Raw genomic sequence first — 13,333 nt, 5'->3', positions numbered from 1 at the left:
TGATCGGACGAAGCCTGTATTGGCCCCCGTCCCGGCTCTGCCTCGGTTATTTTCACGGCTTCCCTAGTCACGCGGGTCGTCAATTTTTTGACCCCGCCTTCGTGCGCCCATTTTCCGTGCGCGCCCGCTGGCCGTATTCGTAAGGTCCAATATGCAATTCAACCAACTCGGTCTCTCGAAGACCGTTCTCGCCGCGCTTGCCGCCAAGGGCTATACCGAGGCGACGCCGATCCAGGCACAGTCGATCCCGTCGCTGCTCGAAGGTCGCGACCTGCTCGGCATCGCCCAGACCGGCACCGGCAAGACTGCCGCGTTCATGCTTCCCTCGATCGACCGGCTGATCGCATCGGGCAAGCGCGCCCAGCCGCGCGGCTGCCGCATGCTCGTCCTCGCACCGACGCGCGAGCTCGCCAGCCAGATCGCCGAGAGCGCCCGCGCTTATGCCAAGGGCACGCCGCTTTCGGTCGCCACCATCTTCGGCGGCACTTCCATTCACAAGAACAAGACCGATCTCGCCCGCGGCATCGACATCGTCGTCGCCACTCCGGGCCGCCTCGTCGACCTGATGGATCAGCATTACGCGATCCTGCTCGGCATCGAGATCCTCGTGCTCGACGAAGCCGACCAGATGATGGATCTGGGCTTCATCCATGCGCTCAAGCGGATCGTCCGCGATCTGCCTTCGAAGCGCCAGACCCTGTTCTTCTCGGCGACGATGCCCAAGACGATCCGCGAGCTGGCCGGCCAGTTCATCAAGGACCCGGTCGAGGTCAAGGTCACGCCCGAGGCGACCACCGCCGAGCGCGTCGAGCAGCACGTCACTTTCGTGGCGCAGGCGGAGAAGCAGGCGCTGCTGACGATCGCGCTCAAGGATCCGAGCATCGATCGGGCGCTGATCTTCACCCGCACCAAGCACGGTGCCGACCGCGTTGTGCGCCTGCTCGCCGGCAACGGCATCGCGTCGAACGCGATCCACGGCAACAAGAGCCAGCCGCAGCGCGAGCGCGCGCTGGGCGAGTTCCGCAGCGGCAAGGTCAAGATCCTCATCGCGACCGACATCGCCGCGCGCGGCATCGACGTCTCGGGCGTCAGCCACGTGTTCAACTTCGAGCTGCCCAACGTGCCCGATCAGTACGTCCACCGCATCGGCCGCACCGCGCGCGCCGGGGCGACGGGCCTCGCGATCAGCTATTGCGCCGATGACGAGCGTCCGTACCTCAAGGACATCGAACGGCTGACTCGCCAGAAGCTGGTCATCCAGCCGCTGCCGGCCGACTTCATCAACGAAGCCAACAAGATCAAGTCGACGCGTTCGCCGATGCCGGTGAGCCGCGATGAGCAGAACGGGCGGAACGGCCGCGCGATGCAGCACGGCCGCCCCGGCGGCGGGCAGCGTCACGGCCAGGGTCAGGGCCAGCGCCGCGAGGGTCAGCCCCAGGGCGAGCGTCGCGACGACAATCGCCGTCAGGGTCAACAGGGCGAGCAGCGCCGCAACGACGCTCCGCGCGGCGATCGGCCCGCCGGCGACGCCCCCCGCAACTATGCGCGCCCCAAGGGCAAGTTCCACGCCCGCCCGGCACGCCCCGCCAATGCGGGCGGCGGCCGCGGGCGCTAATTAGAATCCTCCGTCCCGCATTATTCCTCTCCCGCTTGCGGGAGAGGAGCGAGACTTGGCAGCTTGCTGCCTAGTCGCAGCGGTGAGGGTCTTCTTCTCCCGTGCGGCACAAGCGAGGAAGAAGAAGACCCTCACCCAACCCTCTCCCGCGAAAGCGGGAGAGGGCTAATATCTCCATTACCCCCGCCGTCGCTTCGCCCGCTCCTGCGCATCCGCACGACCGGCGACCAGCCGGGTCGCCCGCTCGAAGCCCTCGCGGCCCTCGTTCGCGCCGGCGAGCGCCGCATCCTGATACAGGCCGAGCGCCTTCTCGAATTCGCCACGCTGCTCGGCGCAGAGGCCGAGGTTGAACAGCAGCGACGGATGCCCCGCCGCCTCGGTCTGCATCGCGTCCCAGCCCGAACACGCACCACGGGCGTCGCGCTTGGTCAGCTTGACCAGCTCCTTGAACCGGTTCGCGACCTCCTTCGAAAGCCCCTTGGTATTCTCACGCACGCGAATCTTGTAGGTGTCGACATGCGGCACGAGATCGCCGCGCAGCGATCCGGCGATGTCGCCGATCGCGCCTTCGATCACGTCCTCGGTTGTGCGTGCGGGGCTACCGCCGCGACACCATTCGACTTCCTCGCGGAATGGCTTGGGCTGCGAATAGAGGATGCGGCCGTCGGTGTTGCGGACGATGCGGATGTCGGCCTTGATGTCGATGATCCGGCGCTTGCACGGAACCTCGACCTGCTCGTCCTTGAGGCATTTGCCCTTGTCGTCCTTCGAGACGCACTGCTTCTCTTTCCTGCGAAAGTTGCTTTCGTCCACGCCGGACGAGACACTGCCCGAGATCGATCCCTCGGCGGTATCGCGTCCGGCGCGTCCGCCGAGCAGTTCGAACTGGCTGCCGCCCAGCGCGCGCTCGATCGCGATCTGCAGCGCCGATCCGTCGCTGCCGCCGAAGCGATCGACCGATATCGATTCGAGAAAGCTCGCCTCGCGATTGTTCGCGGGAAATTCGCCCGTGATCTCCAATGTTTCGCCTTGCGCGACACCGGCCCATGCCAGCGCCGCTGCCGCGAGCAACACGCGTTTCCTATGCATATCCCCCCTCCGATCGATACCCCACTGTGCAGAGCAACATCTCCCGGGCCGCTTGTCCAGAGGAGTCGGGTTGCATCCCTGTGACACCGATGCTAACCGCGCCGCGACCCATCGGGGCGCCCTCTGGCGTGCCCCTTTTTTGCATGGGGCCAATTCCGAACCCTCCAAGAGGAACCGACACGCGTGGAGAATTCCGGCGGTATTCAGGCAAGTCTAAGCGGACGCTATGCAACCGCCCTGTTCGAGCTTGCGCGTGATTCGAAGGCTTTGCCCAAGGTCGAGGCGAGCCTCGCCACGGTGCAGCAGGCGCTCGACGAATCGGCTGATTTCAAGGCGCTGACCACCAGCCCGCTGATCGCCCGTGGCCCCGCCGCCAAGGCCGTCGCGGCAACCGCGGGCGTGCTCAAGCTCGACGCGACCACCACCAATTTCCTCGGCGTGCTCGCGCAGAACCGGCGTCTCAGCCAGCTGCCCGCGATCATCCGCGCCTTCCGCCAGCTGGCGGCGCAGCATCGCGGCGAGACGACCGCCGAAGTGGTCTCCGCCCATCCGCTCGATGCCGAACAGGTCGATGCGCTCAAGGCGCAGCTGCGCACCCGGCTCGGCCGTGACGTCACTGTCGACCTCTCGGTCGATCGCTCGCTCCTCGGCGGGCTGGTCGTGAAGATCGGCAGCCAGATGATCGATTCGTCGATCAAGACCCGTTTGAACTCCCTCGCGCACGCGATGAAAGGCTGAAGGCTAACACCATGGATATCCGCGCCGCAGAAATCTCCAAGGTCATCAAGGATCAGATCTCGAGCTTCGGCACCGACGCCGAGGTCTCCGAGACCGGTCAGGTGCTCAGCGTCGGTGACGGCATCGCGCGCATCCACGGGCTGGACAATGTCCAGGCCGGCGAGATGGTCGAATTCGCCAACGGCATTCAGGGCATGGCGCTCAACCTCGAGGCCGACAATGTCGGCGTCGTGATCTTCGGCTCGGACGCCGAGATCAAGGAAGGCGACATCGTCAAGCGCACCGGCACCATCGTCGACGTGCCGATCGGCAAGGGCCTGCTCGGTCGCGTCGTGGACGGCCTCGGCAATCCGATCGACGGCAAGGGCCCGATCGTCACCGATCAGCGCAGCCGCGTCGAAGTGAAGGCCCCGGGCATCATCCCGCGCCAGTCGGTTTCCGAGCCGATGCAGACCGGACTCAAGGCGATCGACGCGCTCGTTCCCGTCGGCCGAGGCCAGCGCGAGCTGATCATCGGCGATCGCCAGACCGGCAAGTCGGCCGTCGCGATCGACGCCTTCATCAACCAGAAGGGCGTCAACGCCGGCGACGACGAGTCGAAGAAGCTCTACTGCGTCTATGTCGCGGTCGGCCAGAAGCGCTCGACCGTCGCGCAGCTCGTCAAGACGCTCGAAGAGAATGGCGCGATGGAATATTCCATCGTCGTCGCCGCGACCGCTTCGGAGCCCGCGCCGCTGCAGTTCCTCGCGCCGTACACCGGCACCGCGATGGGCGAGTATTTCCGTGACAACGGCATGCATGCGCTGATCGTGTTCGACGATCTCTCGAAGCAGGCCGTCGCATACCGCCAGATGTCGCTGCTGCTGCGCCGCCCGCCGGGCCGCGAAGCCTATCCGGGCGACGTCTTCTATCTCCACAGCCGCCTGCTGGAGCGTGCTGCAAAGATGTCGGACGCGAACGGGGGCGGCTCGCTCACCGCGCTGCCGATCATCGAGACGCAGGCAGGCGACGTGTCGGCCTATATCCCGACCAACGTGATCTCGATCACCGACGGCCAAATCTTCCTCGAGACCGACCTGTTCTTCGCGGGCATCCGCCCGGCGATCAACGTGGGTCTTTCGGTGTCGCGCGTCGGCTCGGCCGCACAGACCAAGGCGATGAAGAAGGTCGCCGGCTCGATCAAGCTCGAGCTCGCCCAGTATCGCGAGATGGCGGCCTTCGCGCAGTTCGGCTCGGACCTCGACGCCTCGACCCAGCGCCTGCTGAATCGCGGTGCGCGCCTGACCGAATTGCTCAAGCAGCCGCAATTCTCGCCGCTGCCGTTCGAGGAGCAGACCGTGTCGATCTTTGCGGGCACGCAGGGCTTCCTCGACTCGATCGCGACGCAGGACGTGGTGCGGTACGAGCAGGCGATGCTCGCCGAGATGCGCTCGAAGCACGCCGGCATCCTGACCGCGATCCGCGACTCGAAGGATCTGAAGGACGACGTGCGCGACCAGCTCAAGGCGGCGCTCACCGAGTTCGGCAAAACCTTCGCGTAATCGGAACGATGGCCGACACCTCTCTCCTTGCGTGGACGCTGCTCAGTGTCGGCCTCGTGCTGACGCCCGGGCCGGACATGATGATCGTCGCGGGTCACGCGGCGCGGGGAGGTGCGCGCGCCGGACTTGCGGCAATGGCGGGTATCATGCTCGGCGGCGTCTTCTACATGGCGCTGTGCGGCTTCGGCTTCCTCAGTGTGCTTTCGGCTTTCCCGACCCTGTTCATGGTCGTGAAGATCGCGGGCGCCGCGTATCTCGCATGGCTCGGTTTCAAGCTGCTGCGCGGCGCGGTTCGTCCGGCTCCGACGACGGAGACTCCGGCACTGGGCAAGCCCTTCCGTCAGGGCTTGCTGAGCACGGTGCTCAACCCGAAGGTCGCATTGTTCTTCCTCGCGATCCTGCCGCAGTTCGTAGGGCAAGGTCCGGATGCGCCGCTGCGCGGTGCATTGCTGATCGCCGTGCCCTATGTGCTCGGCGGCTTCTGGTTGACGGGTCTCGCCTTCGTCGTGGCACGCGCTGGCCGGGCCGCAAAACAGAGCAGCGCGATGCGTTGGATCGAAGGCGTTCTCGGCGCCGCTTTCATTGGACTTGCGGGCCGTCTGGCCCTGGCTCGGAACACGTAAATGGCAAGCCTCAAGGCACTCAAGGTCCGGATCAACTCGGTGAAGTCGACGCAGAAGATCACCAAGGCGATGAAGATGGTCGCCGCCGCCAAGCTGCGTCGCGCGCAGGAGGCGGCGGAAGCCGGCCGTCCCTATGCGCAGCGCCTCGAGAGCGTGGTCGCGAGCCTCGCCTCGAAGGTGACGGTGAGTGAATCGTCGCCGAAGCTCCTCGCCGGCACCGGCAAGGATCAGGTCCATTTGTTCGTGGTCGCGACTTCGGACAAGGGCCTCGCCGGCGCGTTCAACACCAACATCGCCCGTCTCGCCCGCCGCCGCGCGCAGGAGATGATCGCCGAAGGCAAGACGGTCAAGTTCTACACCATCGGCCGCAAAGGTCGCGCGGTGCTCAACCGGCTGTTCCCCAAGAGCTTCGTTCACTCGATCGAGCCCGGCGACCTCGGCAAGCTCGGCTTCACCGATGCCCGTGCCTATGCCGACGATCTGATCGCGCGCTACGAAGCGGGCGAATTCGACGTCGCGCACCTCTTTTACTCGCACTTCAAGTCGGTGCTGACCCAGGAGCCGACCGAGCAGCAGATCATCCCGGTCGCGCCGAGCTCGGTTCCCGAGGGCACGCCGATCAGCAATGCGGCGCCTGCGGCCGTGATCTACGAGCCCGACGAGGAAGCGATCCTCGCCGACCTGCTGCCGCGCAACGTCGCGATCCAGCTCTATCGCGCGATGCGCGAGAATGCCGCCTCCGAGCAGGGCAGCAAGATGACCGCGATGGACAACGCCACGCGCAATGCCGGCGATCTGATCAAGCGGCTGTCGATCCAGTACAACCGCGCCCGCCAGGCCGCGATCACCACCGAACTGGTCGAGATCATCTCGGGCGCCGAGGCACTCTGATGCGCGCAGGCGCCGCCCTCCTTCTCGTTTCGCTGGCACTCGCCGGCTGCAGCGGCGCGCCTTCGAAGAACGGCGCCGCGCTCCAGAAGCAGGAGCAGGCGCGCGCCGCCGAACTCGGCCAGGTCCGTGGCTGGGAGCGCGCCTTTCAGCCCGATGTCGCGATCGGCGCCGCCAACCAGTTCGGTTTCCATGCCCCGGCCTACGGCCCGGCGAAGGACGGTTTCCTCAGCATCGGCACGCCGGTGACGGTGACCGATACCACGGCGAAGAAGCCCAACAGCGTCGGCTTCGCCGCCAAGGGCAAGGCCGCCGAGCGCGTCGACATTCTCGCATTCGATCTCGCACAGACCGACGCCGCCAGCGCCGAGCTCGCGCGCAAGCGTTTCGCCGACATCGTCCGCGATTTCCTGTTCCAGTCGAAGGTCGACGCCAAGCCGATCCACGACAAGATCGCCAAAGGCGAGGCCGGCAAGGGCCAGCTCGACGGCATCGACTACGCAATCGAGAAGGCGGACGACCGCCTCACCGTGACTTTCCACCGCACCGGGGCTAGTGCCCCCGCCAACAGCTAAGAGCCGCAAGGAAAAGACGATGGCAACCGCCGCTGAAACGACCCGTCCGGGCACCACCAACAATGTCGGCCGCATCTCGCAGGTCATCGGCGCCGTCGTCGACGTGTCGTTCGATGGCGGCGTGCTGCCCGCCATTCTCTCGGCGCTCGAGACCGACAATAACGGCAACCGTCTCGTCCTCGAGGTCGCTCAGCACCTCGGCGAGAACACCGTCCGCACGATCGCGATGGACGCGACCGAGGGCCTGACCCGCGGCCAGTCGGTCACCGACACCGGTTCGCAGATCCGCGTTCCCGTCGGCCCGAAGACGCTCGGCCGCATCCTCAACGTCATCGGCGAGCCGATCGACGAGCGCGGCCCGGTCAATGCCGAGATGACCTCGCCGATCCACGCCGAGGCTCCCTTGTTCGTCGACCAGTCGACCGAGAGCAGCATCCTCGTCACCGGCATCAAGGTGATCGACCTGCTCGCGCCTTATGCGAAGGGTGGCAAGATCGGCCTGTTCGGCGGCGCCGGCGTGGGCAAGACCGTGCTCATCCAGGAGCTGATCAACAACATCGCCAAGGGCCATGGCGGCACTTCGGTGTTCGCGGGCGTCGGCGAGCGTACCCGTGAGGGCAACGACCTCTATCACGAATTCCTCGACGCCGGCGTCATCGCCAAGGACGCCGACGGCAACGCGATCTCGGAGGGTTCGAAGGTCGCCCTCGTTTACGGCCAGATGAACGAGCCGCCGGGGGCCCGCGCCCGCGTCGCGCTTTCGGGCCTGACGATCGCCGAATATTTCCGCGACGTCGAAGGTCAGGACGTGCTTTTCTTCGTCGACAACATCTTCCGCTTCACTCAGGCGGGCGCCGAAGTGTCGGCGCTGCTCGGCCGCATTCCTTCGGCGGTGGGCTATCAGCCGACGCTGTCGACCGACATGGGCGCGCTGCAGGAGCGCATCACTTCGACCAACAAGGGCTCGATCACGTCGGTGCAGGCCGTGTACGTCCCCGCGGACGATCTCACCGATCCGGCGCCGGCCACGTCGTTCGCCCACCTCGACGCGACGACCGTGCTCAACCGCGCGATCTCCGAGCTGGGCATCTATCCGGCGGTGGATCCGCTCGACTCGACCAGCCGCGTGCTCGAGCCGCGCGTCGTCGGCCAGGAGCATTACGAGACCGCGCGCGCCGTGCAGGCGACGCTGCAGAAGTACAAGTCGCTGCAGGACATCATCGCGATCCTCGGCATGGACGAGCTTTCCGAAGAGGATAAGTTGACCGTGTCGCGTGCGCGCAAGATCCAGCGCTTCCTCAGCCAGCCGTTCCACGTCGCCGAAGTGTTCACCGGCATCCCCGGCGCGTTCGTGCAGATCGAGGACACCATCAAGTCGTTCAAGGCGGTGGTGAACGGCGAGTACGACCATCTGCCCGAAGCCGCCTTCTACATGGTCGGCGGCATCGACCAGGCGGTCGAGAAGGCCAAGAAGCTCGCCGGCGAGGCGTAAGACTGAAACTCCCTCTCCCCTTCAGGGGAGAGGGTCGGGGAGAGGGGCCCGTAGCGAGGCGCACCGCTCTCCCCCTCTCCCCCGCCCTCTCCCCGCAAGCGGAGAGAGGGAGTAAGGTAAGAAAATGCTGCACTTCGAACTCGTCACTCCCGAACGTCTCGTCCGCTCCGAGGACGTGCACATGGTCGTCGTCCCCGGCACCGAGGGCGATTTCGGCGTGCTTGAAGGGCATGCGCCTTTGATGTCGACGATCCGCGACGGCAATCTCGAAATCTACAAGAACGGCGCCACCACGCCCGAGACGATCCGCATCGAAGGCGGTTTCGCCGAGGTCAACGAGCGCGGGTTGACCGTGCTCGCCGAAAAAGCGGAATAAGCCGCTATTCCTGGGCGCGGTGGAAGCGCCACCGCATTGCCTTGCTGCCGTCGAGCAGCGAGATCTCGGCCATCAGTACCTCGCCATCACGCCAATAGCGCACGCGCTGCGGATAATCGTGCGCGGCATCCTCGAAAACGACGGATCGCGCCGCCGGATCGAGTTTGCGCATCGGGAAATCTGCGGGCTTCTGACCGGCGGGCTCGGCGTGAAAGACCGTCTCCGATTCATTGGCGATGATCGTCATCGCCTCGTTGGTCTTTACGAAGGTGCCCGCGCGCGTGGTGCCGACGCCCTGCATCCTGCCCTTGTCCATCGGCTTCCAGGTCTCGCACGTCGCCCTGCCGTTCTTGGGTTCGGTGCACCAATGGCCGACCAGCCAGCCAAGATCGGGCGTCTGCGCATCGAGCAGCAACGGGGCCAGTATCAGTAGCATGGCGCAACCTCGCTTTTGATGGAGCCACAGGCTCCCATAGCCCGGGCGCCGGCGCAATCGTCCGCATGTCCGGAGGCTTTGGTTAGGCAATTCTAAAGTCTTGCCGGCTAAGCCCTCTCTATTGCGGGGACTACAGGTTAACCGATGAGCGCTTTCGGACGACGCAACGGAATGGGTGGCGGGGCAGCGGGCGGACGACCCGCCTTCGGCGTCGCGCGCCCGATGCAAGGCCCTGGGCCCGCACCGCGTCCCTCCGATCCCATGCCCGCCGGCGGTGAGCAATTCCCGCCGATCAACAGCGTTCCCCTCCCCGGCGCGGCCGCCGATCCGATGGCCGAGCGTGATCCCGCGGCCGGCAGCATCGCCAACAGCGATGCCATGCAGCGCCTCGCCGATCGTCAGGCGGCATCGGGCGATGCCGGCAATTCGCGCGTCGAAGGCTTCGAAGCCTCGATCCACCGCATCAAGGAACAGGTGCTCCCGCGCCTGCTCGAGCGCGTCGATCCCGAGGCGGCGGCGACGCTGAGCAAGGACGAACTCGCCGAGGAATTCCGCCCGATCATCGGCGAAGTGCTCGCCGAGCTGAAGCTCACGCTCAACCGCCGCGAGCAGTTCGCGCTCGAAAAGGTTCTCGTCGACGAACTGCTCGGCCTCGGGCCCCTCGAGGAACTGCTCTCCGATCCGGCCATCTCGGACATCATGGTCAACGGCCCCGAGCAGACCTTCATCGAACGCAAGGGTAAGCTCGAGCTCGCCAACATCCAGTTCCGCGACGAGGAGCATCTGTTCCAGATCGCGCAGCGCATCTGCAACTCGGTCGGCCGCCGCGTCGACCAGACCACGCCCCTCGCCGACGCGCGCCTCAAGGACGGCAGCCGCGTCAACGTGATCGTGCCGCCGCTCTCCCTACGAGGCACGGCGATCTCCATTCGTAAATTCTCGGCCAAGCCGATCACGCTCGACATGATGGCGAACGGCGGCTCGATGAGCACGAAGATGGCGACAATGCTCAAGATCGCGGGCGCCAGCCGCTTCAACATCGTCATCTCGGGCGGCACCGGCTCGGGCAAGACGACGATGCTCAATGCCCTGTCGAAGATGATCGACCCGGGCGAGCGCGTGCTGACGATCGAGGACGCCGCCGAGCTCCGTCTGCAGCAGCCGCACTGGCTGCCGCTCGAAACGCGTCCGCCCAACCTCGAAGGCCAGGGCGAGATCACGATCCGCGATCTGGTGAAGAACTCGCTGCGTATGCGCCCGGATCGCATCATCCTCGGCGAAATCCGCGGCTCCGAATGCTTCGACCTGCTCTCGGCGATGAACACCGGCCACGACGGCTCGATGTGCACGCTCCACTCCAATTCCCCACGCGAATGCCTCGGCCGCATGGAGAACATGGTGATGATGGGCGACATCAAGATGCCCAAGGAAGCCATCAGCCGCCAGATCGCCGATTCGGTCGATCTGATCGTCCAGGTGAAGCGCCTGCGGGACGGCTCGCGCAGGGTCACCAACATCACCGAAGTGATCGGCATGGAAGGCCCGGTGATCGTCACCCAGGAGCTGTTCAAGTTCGAGTATCTGGACGAATCGTCCGACGGCAAGATCATCGGCGAATATCGCTCGATGGGCCTGCGCCCCTATACGCTCGACAAGGCCCGACAATACGGCTTCGATCAGGCGATGCTCGAGGCATGCCTCTGATAGCCGTCGCAAGGCGATGATTTCCGTATCGGCGTTTCGGCATTAGGCTGTGCCCGTGCTCGCTCTCTTCGCTCCCATTGTCGCGCTCACCGCCCCGGAAGCCGCGACCGCGCTCGATACCGACACCGAGGCGCGCTGGGTCGATTTCGAGCTGACCCCCTATAACCAGCTCCGATTTCCGATCGCGCTCAACGGCCATACCAGCTGGGCGATCCTCGACACCGGGCTCAGCGACACTATCGTCACCAGCCGCTTCGCGCGGGCCGCCGGTCTCGTCGCCGCGCGCCGCCAGCGCGCGCTGGCGATCGGGGGCGGCGTGGAAGTGGGCTGGGCCGATGCCGCCTCGATCCGTTTCGGCGGGCTGACCCGCAGCCACGGCCGGGTCGGCATCGCCGACCCGGCGGGGCATATCCGTTTCGGCGCGGACATATTGGTCGGCGCCGACATATTGAGCTGCTGCGCGATCGACATCGACTATGACGCCCGCCGCTTCCGCATCCTGTCGAGCGGGCGGATGCCCTTCTCCGGCACCACCGCGCCGCTGCGGCGCCGAATCCCCAACGGCGTCTACCAATCCGAAGTCGCGATCGCCGGCAAAATGTTGCGGCCGATCATCGTCGACACCGGCGACGGCGGATCACTGACGCTCAGCCGCACCGCCTGGGCCTCGACCGGAATTCGCGACGCGCGCATCACCACGACGCTGGGCTGGGGCATGGGCGGTCCCGTCGTCACCGATACGCTCGTGATCCCGTCCTTCTCGCTCGCCGGTATGGCGCCGATGGAGGCCGAGCTGCGGATCGAGGGCGACGGCGGCTTCTCCGCCTCGGTCGGCGCCGCTGGCCGGCTGGGAACCGGCATGTTGCTGCGCTATCGCGTGCTACTCGATCCGCGCGCGGGCCGGATGATCCTCCAGCCGGGCAAGGCGCGCGCCGCCAAGGTCCCCCGCTCGACCAGTGGACTCCTCGTCGAGCTCACCGGCGCTGCGCTGCGGGTGGTCCATGTCATGCGCGGCTCTCCCGCTGAAGCGGGCGGCTGGAAGGCGGGCGACCGCATCTGCTCGGCTGATGGCGTCCCCGTGGCCGAAGACGTCAAGGACGGGCAGATCGAATGGACTGTCGGAACGCCCGGCCGCGTTGTCCGGGTCGGCCTGTGCGACGGCACCGAACGCAGCCTGACGCTGGCGGACTTCTACTAGCGCAGGTTGAGCGCGAGACTCGCGAGGATCACCGCGGCGAGCATCGCCAGCACCTGGAGCAATGTCCAGGGCATGAATCCGATGCGGTCCACATCGCGGCGCCGGCGCCGGCGATGCTCGCCGAAACCACTGGCCAGCGCGACCATGACGGCAACCGCCGCACTACCCCATAATTGTTGTTGCATCGTTTCGAAAAACTCCCACATGGCGATGCATCTAGGCAAGGAAATGTCATGCGCCAGACCCTGACGGTATTCGGCCTTCTCACCACTGCGATCGCGGTGGCCAGCGTCGCGGCGGGCGAGCCGCGGACGCAGCGCCACGAGATTCAGGAAGCGGTCTCCGCCCCCACCCGTACCCCGGCGAACATCGCGCGCGACAAATATCGCCATCCTGTCGAGACCCTGACCTTTTTCGGAGTCAAGCCGGGGCAGACGGTGGTCGAGATCTGGCCGGGCGGCGGCTGGTATACCGAGATCCTCGCACCGCTCACTGCCGCCAAGGGCACGCTCTACGCCGGGGTCTCGCCCTGGCCCGATGGCGGCAAGGGCGTGCAGACGCTCCAGGCGAAGAACCCCGCGGTCTTCGGCCATGTGAAGCTCGCCGCTTTCCCCTGGACCGCGGGCCAGCCCAAGGTTCCCGACGGCAGCGCCGACATGGTCCTCACCTTCCGCAACGTCCACAATTGGCGGATGGGCTATCAGCGGAACGGCCAGGATTATTCGGCCGAGGCGTTCGCGCAGATGTTCGCGATGCTCAAGCCCGGCGGCGTGCTCGGCATCGAGGACCATCGCCTGCCCGAGAGCGCCAGCGCCGAGCGCGAGAAGAGCAGCGGTTACATCAAGGTATCGACTGTCCGGCAGCTCGCCGAGCAAGCGGGCTTCAAGTTCGTCGCCGCGTCCGAAGTCAACGCCAATCCACAGGACAGCGCCGACTGGCCCAAGGGCGTCTGGACCCTCCCCCCCAGCTACACTCTCAAGGACGTTGATCGCGCCAAATATGCGGCGATCGGCGAGAGCGACCGGATGACGCTGAAGTTCAGGAAGCCCTGATTTTCT

The 13,333-nt window shown here is 66.0% G+C and carries 14 protein-coding genes; 11 read left to right on the top strand and 3 right to left on the bottom strand.

What is annotated here, in order from left to right:
• The first annotated feature begins 151 nt into the window (after positions 1-151).
• Positions 152-1,615 (top strand): DEAD/DEAH box helicase, encoded by a 1,464-nt coding sequence (locus ASE13_RS15000; protein ID WP_056617468.1) that lies wholly within the window; start codon positions 152-154, stop codon positions 1,613-1,615.
• Positions 1,616-1,792: 177 nt separating this feature from the next.
• Here the strand turns inward: ASE13_RS15000 and ASE13_RS14995 are convergent, their stop codons facing one another.
• Positions 1,793-2,704: a hypothetical protein gene (locus ASE13_RS14995; protein WP_156404907.1), complete on the bottom strand. Its 912-nt coding sequence runs from the start codon at positions 2,702-2,704 to the stop codon at positions 1,793-1,795.
• Between the two features lie 183 nt (positions 2,705-2,887).
• On the opposite strand from ASE13_RS14995, the gene ASE13_RS14990 reads away from it, so the two are divergent.
• From ASE13_RS14990 to ASE13_RS14960, 7 genes are all read left to right on the top strand, one after another.
• On the top strand, positions 2,888-3,442 hold the full coding sequence (locus ASE13_RS14990; RefSeq protein ID WP_056617462.1) for a F0F1 ATP synthase subunit delta: 555 nt from the start codon (positions 2,888-2,890) through the stop codon (positions 3,440-3,442).
• Positions 3,443-3,453: 11 nt separating this feature from the next.
• A complete protein-coding gene (atpA, locus tag ASE13_RS14985; protein WP_056617459.1) occupies positions 3,454-4,983 on the top strand; it encodes a F0F1 ATP synthase subunit alpha in 1,530 nt (509 codons plus the stop codon).
• Positions 4,984-4,991: 8 nt separating this feature from the next.
• Entirely contained in the window at positions 4,992-5,606 is a 615-nt protein-coding gene (locus tag ASE13_RS14980) for a LysE family translocator (RefSeq protein ID WP_056617456.1), read from the top strand.
• The gene (locus ASE13_RS14975) at positions 5,607-6,497 is read left to right on the top strand and encodes a F0F1 ATP synthase subunit gamma (protein ID WP_056617453.1); all 891 of its coding nucleotides are present in this window, start codon (positions 5,607-5,609) and stop codon (positions 6,495-6,497) included.
• Complete coding sequence (locus ASE13_RS14970; protein WP_056617449.1) at positions 6,497-7,069, top strand: hypothetical protein; 573 nt, start codon at positions 6,497-6,499, stop codon at positions 7,067-7,069. The genes ASE13_RS14975 and ASE13_RS14970 overlap by 1 nt, the downstream gene beginning before the upstream one ends.
• 19 nt (positions 7,070-7,088) lie before the next feature.
• The gene (atpD, locus tag ASE13_RS14965; protein WP_056617446.1) at positions 7,089-8,561 is read left to right on the top strand and encodes a F0F1 ATP synthase subunit beta; all 1,473 of its coding nucleotides are present in this window, start codon (positions 7,089-7,091) and stop codon (positions 8,559-8,561) included.
• 124 nt (positions 8,562-8,685) lie between these two features.
• The gene (locus tag ASE13_RS14960) at positions 8,686-8,937 is read left to right on the top strand and encodes an ATP synthase F1 subunit epsilon (protein WP_056617443.1); all 252 of its coding nucleotides are present in this window, start codon (positions 8,686-8,688) and stop codon (positions 8,935-8,937) included.
• Between the two features lie 4 nt (positions 8,938-8,941).
• On the opposite strand, the gene ASE13_RS14955 is transcribed toward ASE13_RS14960, so the two are convergent.
• Entirely contained in the window at positions 8,942-9,373 is a 432-nt protein-coding gene (locus ASE13_RS14955) for a DUF6265 family protein (protein ID WP_156404906.1), read from the bottom strand.
• Positions 9,374-9,517: 144 nt separating this feature from the next.
• Between ASE13_RS14955 and ASE13_RS14950 the strand changes: the two genes are divergently transcribed.
• Together ASE13_RS14950 and ASE13_RS14945 are read left to right on the top strand one after the other, a co-directional pair.
• Positions 9,518-11,077 carry a CpaF family protein gene (locus ASE13_RS14950; protein ID WP_200955722.1) on the top strand — a complete coding sequence of 520 codons (1,560 nt, stop codon included), beginning with the start codon at positions 9,518-9,520 and terminating at the stop codon, positions 11,075-11,077.
• Positions 11,078-11,132: 55 nt separating this feature from the next.
• Entirely contained in the window at positions 11,133-12,275 is a 1,143-nt protein-coding gene (locus ASE13_RS14945; protein ID WP_056617437.1) for an aspartyl protease family protein, read from the top strand.
• On the opposite strand, the gene ASE13_RS14940 is transcribed toward ASE13_RS14945, so the two are convergent.
• Positions 12,272-12,460 (bottom strand): hypothetical protein, encoded by a 189-nt coding sequence (locus tag ASE13_RS14940; protein WP_056617949.1) that lies wholly within the window; start codon positions 12,458-12,460, stop codon positions 12,272-12,274. The genes ASE13_RS14945 and ASE13_RS14940 overlap by 4 nt on opposite strands.
• 48 nt (positions 12,461-12,508) lie before the next feature.
• On the opposite strand from ASE13_RS14940, the gene ASE13_RS14935 reads away from it, so the two are divergent.
• Complete coding sequence (locus ASE13_RS14935) at positions 12,509-13,327, top strand: class I SAM-dependent methyltransferase (RefSeq protein ID WP_056617434.1); 819 nt, start codon at positions 12,509-12,511, stop codon at positions 13,325-13,327.
• Positions 13,328-13,333: the final 6 nt, after the last annotated feature.

The sequence above is a fragment of the Sphingomonas sp. Root241 genome, assembly GCF_001428865.1.
GTDB lineage: Bacteria > Pseudomonadota > Alphaproteobacteria > Sphingomonadales > Sphingomonadaceae > Sphingomonas.
Note: the sequence above shows the minus strand (reverse complement) of the source record. Positions and strands in the feature narration are given on the sequence as shown.

Excerpts from the sequence above, each read along its gene's own strand:
- ASE13_RS14935 (WP_056617434.1), top strand. The coding sequence starts at position 12,509 with ATGCGCCAGACCCTGACGGTATTCGGCCTTCTCACCACTGCGATCGCG.
- atpD (WP_056617446.1), top strand. The coding sequence starts at position 7,089 with ATGGCAACCGCCGCTGAAACGACCCGTCCGGGCACCACCAACAATGTC.
- ASE13_RS14940 (WP_056617949.1), bottom strand. The coding sequence starts at position 12,460 with ATGCAACAACAATTATGGGGTAGTGCGGCGGTTGCCGTCATGGTCGCG.
- ASE13_RS14950 (WP_200955722.1), top strand. The coding sequence starts at position 9,518 with ATGAGCGCTTTCGGACGACGCAACGGAATGGGTGGCGGGGCAGCGGGC.
- ASE13_RS14995 (WP_156404907.1), bottom strand. The coding sequence starts at position 2,704 with ATGCATAGGAAACGCGTGTTGCTCGCGGCAGCGGCGCTGGCATGGGCC.
- ASE13_RS15000 (WP_056617468.1), top strand. The coding sequence starts at position 152 with ATGCAATTCAACCAACTCGGTCTCTCGAAGACCGTTCTCGCCGCGCTT.
- ASE13_RS14975 (WP_056617453.1), top strand. The coding sequence starts at position 5,607 with ATGGCAAGCCTCAAGGCACTCAAGGTCCGGATCAACTCGGTGAAGTCG.
- ASE13_RS14960 (WP_056617443.1), top strand. The coding sequence starts at position 8,686 with ATGCTGCACTTCGAACTCGTCACTCCCGAACGTCTCGTCCGCTCCGAG.
- ASE13_RS14980 (WP_056617456.1), top strand. The coding sequence starts at position 4,992 with ATGGCCGACACCTCTCTCCTTGCGTGGACGCTGCTCAGTGTCGGCCTC.
- ASE13_RS14970 (WP_056617449.1), top strand. The coding sequence starts at position 6,497 with ATGCGCGCAGGCGCCGCCCTCCTTCTCGTTTCGCTGGCACTCGCCGGC.
- ASE13_RS14955 (WP_156404906.1), bottom strand. The coding sequence starts at position 9,373 with ATGCTACTGATACTGGCCCCGTTGCTGCTCGATGCGCAGACGCCCGAT.
- atpA (WP_056617459.1), top strand. The coding sequence starts at position 3,454 with ATGGATATCCGCGCCGCAGAAATCTCCAAGGTCATCAAGGATCAGATC.